This is a genomic window from Mycobacterium sp. HUMS_12744610 (assembly GCF_041206865.1).
GTDB lineage: Bacteria > Actinomycetota > Actinomycetes > Mycobacteriales > Mycobacteriaceae > Mycobacterium > Mycobacterium servetii.
This window is the reverse complement of sequence record NZ_JBGEDP010000003.1, coordinates 58,260-71,402: the sequence shown is the minus strand read 5'-3', so window position 1 is coordinate 71,402 and position 13,143 is coordinate 58,260. Positions and strand designations below refer to the sequence as shown.

The window sequence follows — 13,143 nt, the reverse complement described above, 5'->3', positions numbered from 1 at the left end:
GCTCGGCGCGATCACGTACCCGCAGCGCGGCACCGTGCGTGCGGCGGACATCTTGTTCCCGAGGGTCGAAGCTCAGAAGTAGCCGAACGGGGAGGTGTGTACGACCGGGTTGGGCACGAGGTACTCGTCAACGGACAGCACCAGTGTTTCTGCGGGTGTGGTGATGTCAACGTAGTTGTGGCGCAACCCCTTACCTTTCATGCCGTCGAGCTTGTCGATCATCTCTTGAATGGTTGTCGGGTCGAGACGCCACAGAACATAATCGTCGCGATTGTCGCGGAGATAGATGTCGTTGGTGCCGACATGGGACTGCAGCGTGTGGGTGCGATCGCCGATATGCAGGTGTGAGACCTGCTTGTCCAGAGTCTCACGCAGGGCCGCGGTCAGGGTGTCCAGGCCGGCGGGGTTCATCGCCGCCAGCACCGCGTCGTGGCCATAGTCGAACGCTGCGAGCAGCGCGACGCGGATGATGACGCCTCCCGGATCTTGCGGCATCTCCGCAACGTACACACTCGGTGAGCCAGAGCGTGGTAACCGGTGGCCCGTGAACGCTAAGCGGACACCAGCGCGGTCCTCCGTAGACGACCAGGGCGGAGGTGATCAGAATGGGTGGGGCGATTGGGTGATGCGCCACCAGCCTGGGTTGAGGGTTTTCGCCCGCTCGGCCAGGTCTTCGACGAACTGATCGGCTGCCGGGCCTGCGATGTAGTAGGTCACGTAGTCGTTTCCGCCGCGGGAACGTGTGAGGCGGGCGCCGTCACGTCCACACCGTGCGGCGGCGTCGAGCTGCTCGAGGCGGCGCACGTCGTCGTCGGATTCAAGATCTCCTGTCACGACGGACAGATGTCGGATACCGGCGGCCAGGTCCTCGGCCTCATCGACAAGTGCTGCTTGCCGAGCCTGCGCCAGGTATGCCTCAACGGCGTTAAAAAGGTTGTCGCTCATGGCTTTCAGTTCCTCGCGCTCGTCAGGTAGGCGGTGATGCCGCGGACGACGGCATCGGCGTAGCGTTGCCGGCCCGCCGGGGTTTCCATCTCCGCCGCATCGCCCGGGTTCTTCATGTTCCCCAGCTCGACGAGGATAGACGGGTAGCGGGCCAAATTGAGCCCAGCCAGGTCGGCGCGGCCGTAGAGCCCGTCGCGGCCGATGTAGTCGGCCGGCGACATCCCGCAAGCTTGGAGTTGATCGCGCATGACTCGGGCGAATTGCACCGACGGGCCCGCTTGCGTCGCGTTGAGGGGCGGCGCGGAATAGTTGACGTGGAAGCCGCGCCCGCTGGGTGGGCCGCCGTCGGCGTGGATGCTCACAACAGCGTTGGGGTGCAACGTGTTAGCCATCTCGGCGCGCTGGTCGACGCAGGGACCGATTGTGGTGTCGTTTTGGCGGGACATGGCGGTTCGGGCGCCGAGCGTGTCGAGCTTCTGGCGGATCCGCAGTGTGGTGTCCCAGGTGAAGGTGTGCTCGGGGTAGCCGTTGTCGGTTTTTGTCCCGGTGGCTTGGCAGTCTTTGGTTCCGCCGCGGCCGGTGGGGACCTGGCGGCCGATAGAGGCGTCGTTGGCGCCGTTGTGGCCGGGGTCGAGGAATACGACCTTGCCGGCGAGCGGGCCGGCCGCGGCAGCGGTCGGGATGTTTATCGGTGCTGCGGTGAGGAGCAGGCCAACCGCTGCGGTGGCCGCGACTTGCAGACGGGCCTGTGTCCGACTGGCTGGTGGTTTACCGGACATGGGCGTCCTTCCAGCAATCAGGCCAGATTTTCGGACGATCGCACGCACTGTAGACCGCTTCATCGACGTCGACGAGTCCGGTCCAGTTAGCGTCGACCATGTCGCGCACTGTGACCGACCAGATGTCGGGCACCCACAGGAAGCACGCCTTGCCGCAATAGTTCCAGTGGGCGGGCATGTAATCGTGCCGGAGCACGAGGCCACGTTCAGGCATCGAATGGTGTCCACAGCCCGCGATGAGCAAAGATGCGATAGCAGCGAACAAGACGCTTATCGTCGTGCGCTGGGCCTTGACGATGATTGCGTCGTGCTCGTTAGCGGCTCGCAGGCCCAACATGGCCACCTCAGTCGGTGATGTGCGGTGTGCGTGATGGGCGAACTGTAACGCGGAAGGCGGACAGTAAAGGACCGCAGCTTGGTGTCCGGTGTCGCCGTTATCCTTCGGTTGAGACGGTGGCGGTGTGGAAGGGCTCCTGATGGCTGACTTGAATGTTCGTCCGGATGATCTGCTGAAGGTCGCGGATCAGTACGGTGACTTGGCTCAGCGGTGTGCGGTGATCAGTCCGCGGGCTGTCGAGGAAGTGACTCGCATCCTTGAGACGCACGGCCCGATGGGATATCCGGTGGCGGTGGGGATTGCCGCCGGGCTGGGGTCACGGGAAGCGCAGGTGGCGGCGAAAGCGGCCGATTTCGCTGAGTACTCAACGCGATTCACCGAGCATGCCGCGACGTACACGAGTCAGGATCAGGCGTTTGCGGGTCAGATTCAGGAGGTCGATTTCACTGAGGATCGGACGCCTGGTGGGATTAAGCAGGGGCCGTCGTCAGGGTCGTCGGATGCGCCGTGGAAGCCGGGCATGCCGCGGCGGATGCCGTTCAACGCAGGACCCGGGGGTTTGGGGCCTCCACCTGCGCCGGATGACCCGTATATCCAGGTGGGGCCGCGTTCAGGGATTTTCGTGCCGGAAAACGAGCTGCCTGGCGTGAAAGTGCTGGCACCCGGTGAGCTCGGTCCGGCCATGACCGGTGATGGCGGGACGTACATAGAGTTGATCCGTGGATCGGGTGTGTGGGCGCCGAAGAACGATTTTCCGCACGCTACGTTTCTGTCGCCGGGCGCTTTGGGGCCGGCGATGTATCGGGAGTGGCTTCCAGGGATCTGGCTTCCCTACGATGAGGTCCGTTAACGGTCCGAATACTGTTATTACAGACGGGCATTCACTCCCACGGTCGGCGAAAATCGAGGTTCTCGACCACGATCGCGGTGATCGCCGCACGGACCCGCCCATCACGCCGCGACGCCCGCAACCCGGCAGTCTCGACCGCGATGGTTTCTGGTTCATCGATCGGATTTACTGCTGCCTACGCCGAGCGCAGTGGTGAGCGCGTGGACATGGTGGGCGGCGTCGTGGAGCGCCATCGCGGCGAGGTAGGTCGGCTCCAGCGCCTCTTGTAGGCCTTTGCGCACGGGATTGATGGCCCGGCGGTCTTCGAGTGGCCATCGAGCGGATCGTAGCGCTGTCGAGGTGAGTGTGGCGTGGTGGGCGGCGAGCGTGCCCCAGCGGAGGATGTCGGCGGTTTCGGCGAGCGCACCAATTAGACCGGCGAACTCGGCGGTGTTGTCGCGTAGTAGCTGGGGGGTGTAAGGGTCCGGGCGGTCGCCGGCCGGTAAATCAGGCAGGTGTCGTACTGCCTCGTGCAGACGTGGGACTGGCGCGGCGGCGGTCATGGAAGTACCTCTCAGCTAGTTGAGTGAGACTGTCAGCTTGCGGCTGATAGTAAATCAGCAGTGCGCTGATAGGCAAGCGTCGCATGTGTGCACTATGGTTAAGCCTGTGTTTGATGATTTGACCGACGAAGAGGTGCTGGCGTCGGCGACGGAAGCCGCTGCAGCGGGACTCGATGCAGTCCGGTTGGCTGCTGCGGATCGGCTGGTGCAGGGGCCGGCGGCTGGCCTGGGCGACCCGGCGGCAGTTGTGCAACTGCTGATGACGCGTGATGTGAGAGACCCGCGATGGGAGCGGTTGGCACCGTTTGAGCAGCGCTGGGCAGCGTTGGTGGTGCGTATTACGGCGGTCGCGGGGATGGACCCGGTGGCGGCGGTGGCTGATGCGCGTCGGCGAGATGTGTCGTGGGCCGCACTGGCGACGGCGCTGGGTGTGACGGCGCAGTCGGCGCACCGGCGATTCGCGGATCGTGTCCGAAGCATGGCCTCAGCAACGGATTGACCTTGAGTGAGCGAATGTGAGTTCCGCTCTCATCAGGCAGCCCTACAAGGCCAGACCATCGACCGCGTAGCCCGAGGAAAACTGCAGCGTAAACACGGGTTTTCATTGTCCGCGCGACCTGGGAGAATGCCCACATGAGTGGTGACGACAGACTCAACATCTGGGACGACAAGCTGGCGACCACGGCCTGCGAGGCGGGCTTGACAGCAGCCGGCAGCGCCCCGGTCGCATTGGCGCAGCCCCCGGCCACGGTGACCTCCAAACTGGACACCGCGCTGGTCGCGCTGAGCCAGGCCATTGAGACCAGGCGGACCGCGGCCGACACCAAGCACGCCCAGGCGGCCAGCAAGCAGTCCGCCGCGCTCGATGAGTCACCGCCGATCCTGGTCGCCACCGACGTCGAAGTCGCCCAGGAGGTCGACGCCACTATCATTCAGTTCCCGACCGCCATCATGGGCCGGCCCACTGAGGGAGTCGTGTCCACCTAAAAAGAGGTCCTGATCATGTCGATTGCTGCGCCGCCACCTGCGTGGCCGCCACCGCCATACCCGCCCGGTCCGCCGCCGCGGGTAACTCGACGCTGGCCACTGCTGGCTGCCGCGGCCGCGGCCGGCGCGATCATCGCCGCGACCGCCGCCACATTGATCACCATCCAGGCCACACCTACTCCGGTAGCGGTGCCGGCACCTCCGGCACTGACAGTGACGGAGACGGCCAAGCCCCCGGCCCCCCCGGCACCGTTGCCGGCCCCGCAGGCGGACGCCCAAACCTGCCACGGCTGGGGCGACGCGACTGCGCTGATCAACGCCGCGAATAAGGCCCAGTCCGTGCTGCCGGACGGGATGACGATCACCAACCCGGAAGTACGGGCCAACCCAGCATGGACGGCAGCGGTCACCCAGTCCGGCCACCTACTCGGACGCGCCGGCGACACCCTGGCAACCCAGCTCGCCCCCGGAACGTCGCCGATGCTCGCCGACATGACCAACACCACGGTGTCCGCACTACACACACTGAGCATCGCCTTCACCACATTCGACCCAGCCAACGGCGACGCCATGACCGTCTTCCAGGCCAACCAACAAGCCATGAACGTGATGTGCCACCAATGACCACCACCACGCACGACGACGACAGGGGAGGGGCCCGATGACGCGCTACATGCCGACGGGCACCGTCCCACCTCCACCGACGATCCCCGGCCCCCCGGCCCCGCCGTACCAGTTCCCACCCGCACCACCCGGGCCGGGCCGCCGCCGCGTATGGCCGTCCGTGCTGGCCGCCGGCGCCGCCGGCGCCGTCGTGGCAGCCACCATCGCCACCCTGATCACCGGATCTGTGCGAGACACCGCCACGCCGGCACCCAAGGCTGCACCGGTGGTAACGGTCACCGTCGCCCCACCAGCACCAGCACCGCTCGGGGTCGACGAAGCCAACCGCCACACCTGCGAGGACGGACTATTGGCGACTGTGGCGCCGGCGCGCGCTGCAGCAGCTGCGCTGAAGACACTTCCGCCCGGGGTGAAGATTGCCGATCCACAGGTGCGAGACAACCCGGAATGGGCGGCGGCCGTACGCCGCGCGGGCGATTACAGCCTGCAGGTCAGCGACATTTTGAGGAACAACATTGCTCCGGGTACAACGCCGATCCTCGCCGCCGCAGCCGAGACCGCCGCAAATGCGTTCCACGCGAAGGGAGACGCTTACAAAGGCCTTGATGCGCTGAACGGCAACGCGCACGATATCGCCAAGGCCACATCTGACGAGATGGCGGTGTTGTGCAAGCGGTTGGCGCCGTAAACGGGAAGGGTTGTCGCGCGTGAGTTTTGGGGAGGCTTCGTTTCCGGCGAGCCCGTATGCGCCCGAGATTCTGGCGCTGTCGTGGCCGTCGCAGTCGTCGACGTTGTGGGGCGGACTTGCGATGGAATTCGAGACCGAGGTGTCGCGTCTGCGTGGTCTGCTCAACACCCAGATGGACATCATCGAGGTATTGATGACCATGAGCGGCGAGTTCATCAAATCCGCTGTGCGACTGGGCCGTCTGGCTGAAATCGCGCTGCGGGATCGCATCGAGCTGTATGAGACTGCGGCTCGTCTCGCTCACGCTGGGGCCACCGAAATCAGCATGACCAAGGACGATTTGACGCAGATCGTCAAGCAGGCTGATGACGCGATCAAGCAGGCTCAGGAGGATGCCGCCAAGCAGGAGGCCGCGGCGATGGGCAACCCGATCGCGATCGGCGTGATCGAGGGCGCGCTGGTCGGCACGATCGAGGGGATCGTCGCGAACGCCGCTGCTGAGGCGCAGCTGCGTGACGGCGAAGCCGCGGCGAAAGTGGGCGGCTACTCGATGGAGCTCGCCCAGCTGAGCAGCACCGGAGACATGCTCGGCCAAGGAACCACCTCGGAAATGGGCTCAGGGATTCCCGCCGCGCCAGCGTTCAACGGCGGCGGCGTCCCTGCATCGCCAGCCCCCAGGACGGCGGCGGCTTCAAAGCCCAGCCAGCCTCGCGATACGACGAAGCCTCAGAGGCCGGCGAAGATGAGTCTTCCGCTGTCAATCAGTCGCAGTCGAGCACTACCACGCCTGATGGGTCGAAAACGGGGGCGCAACAGGGTGCCAAGCCCGCCGCGTGGCACAACGACGCGCCAACGAGTGCCACGAACGCGGCGAACTCGTCATCGAATAACCCTCTCTCACAGAGTTTGTCGTCGTTGGGGTCGATGCCGGGCAGTGCGAGTTCCGGGGGAGCGAGCAACCCTGGCTCGATGGTGCAGTCGATGATGTCGCCGCTGACGTCGTCGATGAACCCCGGATCGGCTATGAATCCGGCGTCGTCGATGAACCCCGCCTCCGCGATGAATCCGGCATCCGGTGGCATGCCCGGTGCCGGCGGTGCGAGCCCGCTGGGCAGCGCCGGGGCAGGCTCCGGCGGCGCTGGTGCTGGTGTGGGCGGGCTGGGCCAGGGTGCGAGCGCGGCCGGTGCGGGTGCCGGTTTGGCGGAGTCGGCGACCCGGATGGGTGCCGGGGCGGTGTCGGCGGGTGCGAACGCGGTGGGCGCCGCCGCGAGTACAGGCGCTGAGGTCGCTCAGGGGGCTGTTGCCAGCAGTGCGGCGGCGGCGTCTTCTGCGCCGGCGTCGACGTCGCCGGCGATCGCCGGCGGTGCCGGCGGTGCTCCGATGGCGATGATGGGCTCCGCCGGAACAGGCGGAGCCGCGGCAGGGTCGGGGTTGCCGCTGGCATCCATCCCAGCGCCGTCGAATACGCCGCCCAGCGTGGCCGGCACACCCAACGTGCAGACCGGTGGCGCTGCGGGTGCTGGCGCCGCACCTGGTGCGGTCGCGGGATCTCCACCGGCTGCGATGGTCATGTCGAAGTCGCCGATCAAGTCGGTGGGCGGCGGCGGGGCCGGGATCGAAGCCATGATCGGCCAGGCCGCCGCGGCCTCGGCGCGCGTCGTGCAGGCCCTTGTCGCGCAAACCCGCGGTGTCGGATATATGGGCTTGGATTGGGCTGTGTCACTGATTTTGGAGCGGTCCGGGCAGGTGACTGGGTGGTTGGCCACCAATGAGGGTCCGTCCTATATTCCGTTTGGTGTGCGGGTTCCTGCCGACGTTCGGGTCGCCGTCGCGGATAGGGCTATCGGCACTCAGTTGTGGGAGAACTCGGCAGGCGGCGGGGACCCGCTCGAGGTCCTGGCGCGCCACGCCCGCCTACGTCTGGACGGTGCGCCTGGTAGCCGGGTGTTGGCGTTGGCGTCATCGCTTCCCGCGCAAAGGGTTGCGGATTGGGCTGGTGAGATCGGCGCCAAGCCGATGCGGGTCGATCCCACCTTGGTCGACCCGCGTGACCGCTCACACGTTGAGGGGGCCGGCGGGTTGATACATCGGTGCGCGGCCGCGATGTCGTGGGATTGGCGGCAAGCTTCAGCGTTCGACGTCGAGCAGCGGTTCCAGGTCGCTGCCCGGCACATGCACATGGCCGTATCGTCAGGGCACCTCAGCGGCGTCGCCGTCGAAGAAACGATGCGGCTGTTCGAGGACCACCAACCCATCAGTGACGAGCTGTGGGCTGGTGTGCGTAAGGAATGGAACACCGCGGTCTATGAGTATCAGCATGCGATGCGGATGCGCGGGCACGGCGGGGGAGGGGATCCTGTGCAGGCGTTTATGAAAGCGCGTGCCGCCGAAGTTGTTATGGCGCTGCGTAACTACGACACCGTTGACGGTTGCGCGGACATCTTGTATGCGACGCGGCTTGCGGGGGCGCCGCTGAACCCGGCGGCCGCCGTCGCATGAATTCAGGCCTGGTCAGACGTTGAATTCCTTCATCACGTGGTCGCCGGCAGTCCGTGAGGTTATCGGCGCCGAAAGGCTGGCCACGCTGTGCCGCGACGCTAACGAATACGTGTGCGTCCGCTGCGACAAGCCCGGCAAAGCCACCAGGGAACCCACTAATGTGATCGTCAACGTGGGCCCCGGCTCGCTCGTTGTTCGATTAGCGCATGCGCGATGTGCTGCCTCTCAGATCGTGCACGTCGACCAGCCGCTGACAGCGAGCCCGGGCGGGGAAGATGTGGTCTGCCGACAACTCAAGTGGCAGTTGCCGTCTGGCCTGTTGGCCGGGCTGCTGATCGATCACTCAGGCGGTCTTGTCGGTGTCCACCCCACTGGGGATCTCGAGGATCCGTGGACGCAGGCTTTGCTCGAGCAGGGCTGGCAGCTCATCGTCGACAGTGAACAGCCATGTCAGCCGATCAGCACCGGCGTCCTTGAACTCAACGTTCAAGGCAAGGGGCGGTTGATGATCGACGCACCGTATGGTTCTCGGCTTCCCCTTCTGGACCAATTGCCGGAATTTGACCCCGATTGGACCCAGGCTGCGCTAACCAGGGGTTTCCTGAAGGTGTGGGCCGGCACAGTCGGGATGAGTGACGACTACACGCAGTTCGGCAACGAGGTCGACGCCGCAGTTCGACGCGGCCATCTGGTGGGCGCACTCGTCCCAGTGGCGCAGATCGTGTGATGGTGTGGCGGCCGTTTGTGTGGGCGATGATGGCCACGGCGGTGATCGGTGGCGGCACAGGATGCCACACCGAACCATCCACACCACCGTGGAGCGGCATCATCGACTCACACAACAACGAAGTCGACTTTTACGGCCACACTTTCGATAGCACAGACGTGAAAGTGTTGTGCGACAACACCAAACGCGGCCTACGAATCACCCTGATTGCGCCAGACGGGACCCGCGTCAGCGCCATCCACCCGGCCGATGGCTCGCAAAAGTCCGATATCAATGTCGAAAGCAGCAAAGACAACGGGAGTCAGACGTTGTCCGGTGGTGCTGTGTGGGTAATCCGTAACGACGCAACCGGATTCATCCTCGACACCAGCGGGCAATACGACCGCATCTTCTATTTGCATGACGGCGGCGTTCTATGCCCAGCCGCGCCACGTTCTTAGACAGGTCCGACAAAACCGCACGTCCAACGCTGACCAACAAAATCACCAACTGCTCACAACCCGCCGGCGCTTGTCCGGATGAATCCTCGAGTTGGAATTGCTATTGTTCCTCGCTCACGACGCGCCGCGCCGTGACGTCAGGGAGATAGCGCGACGCGAGTTCGTAGTCAGCGTCGTCGTGTAGCACGATGAGGCCCTTGGCAGCCGCCGTACCGCAGACCAGCAGATCAACAACCGATAGGGCACGAACTAAACCCAAGCTGGCGAGCTTGTGCTGCGCCGAATCGATCCACCGCCAAACGGATTTCGGCACGGGCACATCGGGATAGATGTCGTGGAACGCCTGGTTCATTTGATTGAATTCGTCCTCGTTGCGAGCCGATCGACGAAACTCGGCGCGTTGTGGTTCGCAGGATCCGATGGCCCCGCTCAGGAGCGAGGAGTTCCAGACCTCGGTGAGTTCCGGCTGTCGTTGGAGCCGCCAGATAGCGGAGGAGTCGGCGAGGAAGTAGATCAAGTCCCTGCTGCTTTTTCGTCGGCACGGGCTGTGAGCCAGCCCTCGTAGTCCCACCCTTTCGCATGATCGCGGGACTGGGCCAAGGCCGCGATGCGGCGGAAGCGTTCGACGTAATCGCGCATGGCGAGGTTCACGGCTTCCTTCTTGGTGTGCACCCCGGAGATCCGCATGACTTGGGTCAGCGCCTCGTCGTCTAGGTCGATTTGTGTCACCGACAACTCGGCCTCCTCAGCTATGTTGGTGATATACATGAGTCGTGTATGTAACCAACATACGCGCATCGGGGCCAAGCGCTGCGTGACCGGTCAACGCTTCGGGATTATCTGTCGGCAACTGGCGCGCAGAACTCCCGGATCGTCGTCGAAAAGGATGGTGTCGAGATCGGTCTTGACCTTGATAGATTCTCGACGACGAGCTGAACGGCTTCAGTAGTGGTGCGCGGGCGCGCAGGCGGCGCGTTGTCGTTGTCGTACTTTTCGACGGGAAGCCATGGAGCCCATCTTGTCGGGCTCGCTGGCTGATGGATCCAGGTGGATCACGGTTACCGTGTGGCCGCCTTCCACCCACGTGTGGGTGCCCGTCACTTGTTCGATCAGCGGTTCAAGTTCTCGCGCGCGCCGCTCCGTTTCGATCTCCTTGTCGCCCGTGATGGCACCGAAGTCGTGGAGTGCCCGCGTGAGCCATATTGCGGCCAAGTCGGAGCGTACCCAATCCTCGGCCGGTGTGTAGTAGCCGCCGATGTACCCAGGCCCCTCGATCTCGAACGCCCACATGAACTCAATTGTAGGACCGTCCTGCGTGAGAATGCTCGACTCGCGGCGCATCGTCTACTGGCGGGGCAGCTGAGACGTTTGGCTTGCAGCCGCTTCTTCGCCTGTCGGTAACTGTCTCTATTCGGGAGCCGTCAGGCCGTCATTCGGTTCCGCAGAGTGGTAACTCGGTCGGGTGTCATGCCGAGTTGGGTGGATAGGAAGTCATCGAAAGAGCCGAACTGTCGATCGATTGTTGCCCACAGGGTGGTGAGGTATTCGCGTCGGAGTTTGACTGCGTCGTAGATGTGCTGTGGGGTTTCTCCGAGTTCGGAGGCTACTTTGCGGAATTTGTTGTTGCTAGTGGGTTGTAGGTAGACGCTGGAGAAAGAGAAGCGCTCAAATGAGGTGCTGTCGGGGTTTTCACGTTCAGGTTGCAGGAGAATGTTTGACGCCAGGTAGTTCGCCTCGATCGTTTTCTCGGAGACTCCGAGGGTGCGCAGCAAGATCGCGGTACCAATGCCAGTGCGATCTCGACCGCCCGTGCAGTGCATCAACACTGCGCCGGTGCGACGTGGATCGAGCAGCTGGTCGAAGACGGTCTTGTAGGCCACCAGTTTGGGAAGAAAGCTGGGGTCGCCGTAGCTGTTGACCAGGGTGAACATCCGGTAGAACGGTCCGAACCTGTTGACCTTCTCGCGGTCGTGCATCTGCGGGGAGAATCGGTCCTGGTCTAGTAGTGCGTCGATCTTGGTGAAATCGAGTTCGTCCTGGTTGACCGGCGCACTGATCGTGGCTGTGCCCGCGGGCAGCCGGTCAGGGCCGTCGGCTTGTTCCTGCGGGCCCCGGAAATCGATCACTGTCCGAATATTCAGATCGGTTAGCGTTGCGAGGTCTTTGTCCGTCAGATACGTCAATGCGGAACTGCGATAAAGGATTCCGGGTTTGATGATGCGACCATCCGCAATCTTGAATCCCGCGACAGCACGAGTGTTAAGTGCACCCTCCATCGCAATGACCTCACCGGCATCCTTCAGGCCCACTGATGAGGAGACTGAGGAGGCCAACGGACCCGAAGAGTCGCCGGAAGACTGACACCCGTCGGCAACCGTCATGGCAGTGATCATCACAAGTATCAGAACCCGCCGTCGAGTTGACAGCGTTGGAGTAGAGCCCGACACCACACCTGCCACGCAGCTCACAAGCGCCGAGTTGGGTTGCTGCGAATGTCTTCGGCTCGGATCGGGTGATGTGCGGCGGTCGGCGATCAGACGGGGGTTCCGGGTGGGCGGCGGCGTGCTCGTTGGTAGGCCTCGCGGTATTCGTTGGCGGTGATGGCGAGTACTCGTGCCAGGGCGGCGGCGTTGGCGTCGGTGTGAAGCGCCCTGGGTTTCCCGGAGGCTCGGGCTATTGGATTCCGATCAAGGGTTGGTCGGTCCGGTATGCATCGTAGAACGCGGCTTCGAACTCCGTGGGTGGGATGTCGCCGAGGTAGCTGTGCAGGCGGCTGGTGTTGTGCCAGTGGACCCAACTGAGGGTGGCGAGTTCTACGTCCTCGACGGTCTTCCACGGTCTGCTTCGAGCCGGCCCGTAGATCAGCTCGGCCTTGTAGTAACCGTTGACTGTCTCCGCGAGAGCGTTATCGAAACTATCTCCAACGGTCCCAATTGACGGGACTGCGCCGATCTCAGCGAGCCGCTCGCCGTAGCGAATGGACGTGAATTGCGACCCGGCATCTGAGTGACATATCAAGTCCTGCAATGTAGTTCCGCGTGACCAACGCGCCATCTCCAACGCGTCGAGAACCATCGAGGTCCGCATGTGCGAAGCCACCCGCCACCCCACGATCATCCGCGAGTGTGCGTCAATGATGAAGCACACGTAGGCCACCCCGGCCCAGGTCGGCACGAATGTCAGGTCGGTCACCCAGAGCTGGTTCGGGGCAGCCGCGGCGAAGTTGCGGTGCACCAAGTCCGGGTGCCGCGCCGCGGCTGGGTCAGCTTTGGTGGTCCGCACCCGTTTGCCGCGCCGGACCCCCTCAATGCCTGCGGCCCGCATCAGCCGGGCCACCTGATCGCGACCGACGTCATGACCATCGCGACGAGCCGTTTTCCAGAGTTTGCGGGCCCCATAGACGCAGTAGTTGTCTTTCCAGAGCTGGCACAACGCCGGCCCGAGGACGGCGTCGCGCAGGGCCCGCGCCGATGGGACCCGGGCTTTGGCGTCGTAGTAGGTGCTCAGGGCCACCTGCAAGCCTGCGCTGCGCAGGACCGTGCAGATGGGCTCGACCCCGAACTCCCCGCGATTGTCGTCGATGAAATCGACTATTTCTTGTGTTGGCGGTCGAGCTCCGCCCCGAAGAAACTTGCCGCTCGCTTCAGAATCTCGTTGGTTATCTGAGGCCCTGATAAGGCCGTCCACGATGTAGACGACACGCTGTTCAAGGTGCCGGGAAATGC

At 64.0% G+C, this 13,143-nt stretch carries 16 protein-coding genes, 3 pseudogenes and 1 other annotated feature; of the genes and pseudogenes, 9 read left to right on the top strand and 10 right to left on the bottom strand.

Annotated features, from left to right (window positions below; translation table 11 throughout):
• Window positions 1-72: 72 nt before the first annotated feature.
• The 4 genes from AB8998_RS31155 to AB8998_RS31140 form a co-directional block, all read right to left on the bottom strand.
• Entirely contained in the window at window positions 73-495 is a 423-nt protein-coding gene (locus tag AB8998_RS31155) for a hypothetical protein (protein ID WP_369742141.1), read from the bottom strand.
• 105 nt (window positions 496-600) lie between these two features.
• Complete coding sequence (locus tag AB8998_RS31150; RefSeq protein ID WP_369742140.1) at window positions 601-945, bottom strand: hypothetical protein; 345 nt, start codon at window positions 943-945, stop codon at window positions 601-603.
• 5 nt (window positions 946-950) lie between these two features.
• Window positions 951-1,724, bottom strand: coding sequence for an Rv3717 family N-acetylmuramoyl-L-alanine amidase (locus AB8998_RS31145; protein ID WP_369742139.1), 774 nt, complete (start codon window positions 1,722-1,724; stop codon window positions 951-953).
• Complete coding sequence (locus tag AB8998_RS31140; RefSeq protein WP_369742138.1) at window positions 1,714-2,058, bottom strand: hypothetical protein; 345 nt, start codon at window positions 2,056-2,058, stop codon at window positions 1,714-1,716. The genes AB8998_RS31145 and AB8998_RS31140 overlap by 11 nt, the downstream gene beginning before the upstream one ends.
• 142 nt (window positions 2,059-2,200) lie before the next feature.
• On the opposite strand from AB8998_RS31140, the gene AB8998_RS31135 reads away from it, so the two are divergent.
• Entirely contained in the window at window positions 2,201-2,911 is a 711-nt protein-coding gene (locus AB8998_RS31135) for a type VII secretion target (RefSeq protein WP_369742137.1), read from the top strand.
• A 152-nt stretch (window positions 2,912-3,063) separates the two neighbouring features.
• Here AB8998_RS31135 and AB8998_RS31130 read toward each other — a convergent pair whose 3' ends face one another.
• Window positions 3,064-3,453 carry a hypothetical protein gene (locus AB8998_RS31130; protein WP_369742136.1) on the bottom strand — a complete coding sequence of 130 codons (390 nt, stop codon included), beginning with the start codon at window positions 3,451-3,453 and terminating at the stop codon, window positions 3,064-3,066.
• 94 nt (window positions 3,454-3,547) lie between these two features.
• Between AB8998_RS31130 and AB8998_RS31125 the strand changes: the two genes are divergently transcribed.
• From AB8998_RS31125 to AB8998_RS31090, 8 genes are all read left to right on the top strand, one after another.
• A complete protein-coding gene (locus tag AB8998_RS31125; RefSeq protein ID WP_369742135.1) occupies window positions 3,548-3,952 on the top strand; it encodes a hypothetical protein in 405 nt (134 codons plus the stop codon).
• A gap of 134 nt (window positions 3,953-4,086) precedes the next feature.
• Entirely contained in the window at window positions 4,087-4,440 is a 354-nt protein-coding gene (locus tag AB8998_RS31120) for a hypothetical protein (protein WP_369742134.1), read from the top strand.
• Between the two features lie 15 nt (window positions 4,441-4,455).
• Complete coding sequence (locus tag AB8998_RS31115) at window positions 4,456-5,064, top strand: hypothetical protein (protein ID WP_369742133.1); 609 nt, start codon at window positions 4,456-4,458, stop codon at window positions 5,062-5,064.
• A gap of 160 nt (window positions 5,065-5,224) precedes the next feature.
• The gene (locus tag AB8998_RS31110; RefSeq protein WP_369742132.1) at window positions 5,225-5,752 is read left to right on the top strand and encodes a hypothetical protein; all 528 of its coding nucleotides are present in this window, start codon (window positions 5,225-5,227) and stop codon (window positions 5,750-5,752) included.
• 19 nt (window positions 5,753-5,771) lie between these two features.
• Window positions 5,772-6,737, top strand: a complete 966-nt coding sequence (locus AB8998_RS31105) for a hypothetical protein (RefSeq protein ID WP_369742131.1) — start codon at window positions 5,772-5,774, stop codon at window positions 6,735-6,737.
• Entirely contained in the window at window positions 6,722-8,251 is a 1,530-nt protein-coding gene (locus AB8998_RS31100) for a hypothetical protein (RefSeq protein WP_369742130.1), read from the top strand. The genes AB8998_RS31105 and AB8998_RS31100 overlap by 16 nt, the downstream gene beginning before the upstream one ends.
• Before the next feature lie 19 nt (window positions 8,252-8,270).
• Window positions 8,271-8,978, top strand: coding sequence for a hypothetical protein (locus AB8998_RS31095; RefSeq protein WP_369742129.1), 708 nt, complete (start codon window positions 8,271-8,273; stop codon window positions 8,976-8,978).
• Between the two features lie 17 nt (window positions 8,979-8,995).
• On the top strand, window positions 8,996-9,418 hold the full coding sequence (locus AB8998_RS31090) for a hypothetical protein (RefSeq protein ID WP_369742128.1): 423 nt from the start codon (window positions 8,996-8,998) through the stop codon (window positions 9,416-9,418).
• 100 nt (window positions 9,419-9,518) lie between these two features.
• Here AB8998_RS31090 and AB8998_RS31085 read toward each other — a convergent pair.
• The 5 genes and pseudogenes from AB8998_RS31085 to AB8998_RS31065 form a co-directional block, all read right to left on the bottom strand.
• Window positions 9,519-9,903, bottom strand: a pseudogene (locus AB8998_RS31085) (PIN domain-containing protein).
• Between the two features lie 97 nt (window positions 9,904-10,000).
• Window positions 10,001-10,153 (bottom strand): annotated as a pseudogene (locus AB8998_RS31080) (type II toxin-antitoxin system VapB family antitoxin); the annotation flags it as partial.
• 207 nt (window positions 10,154-10,360) lie between these two features.
• Window positions 10,361-10,708 (bottom strand): hypothetical protein, encoded by a 348-nt coding sequence (locus tag AB8998_RS31075; RefSeq protein ID WP_369742127.1) that lies wholly within the window; start codon window positions 10,706-10,708, stop codon window positions 10,361-10,363.
• A gap of 131 nt (window positions 10,709-10,839) precedes the next feature.
• On the bottom strand, window positions 10,840-11,799 hold the full coding sequence (locus AB8998_RS31070) for a tyrosine-protein phosphatase (protein ID WP_369742126.1): 960 nt from the start codon (window positions 11,797-11,799) through the stop codon (window positions 10,840-10,842).
• Between the two features lie 292 nt (window positions 11,800-12,091).
• Window positions 12,092-13,074, bottom strand: a pseudogene (locus AB8998_RS31065) (IS3 family transposase); the annotation flags it as partial.
• Window positions 12,923-13,054, bottom strand: a sequence feature (AL1L pseudoknot). It overlaps the preceding pseudogene by 132 nt.
• Window positions 13,075-13,143: the final 69 nt, after the last annotated feature.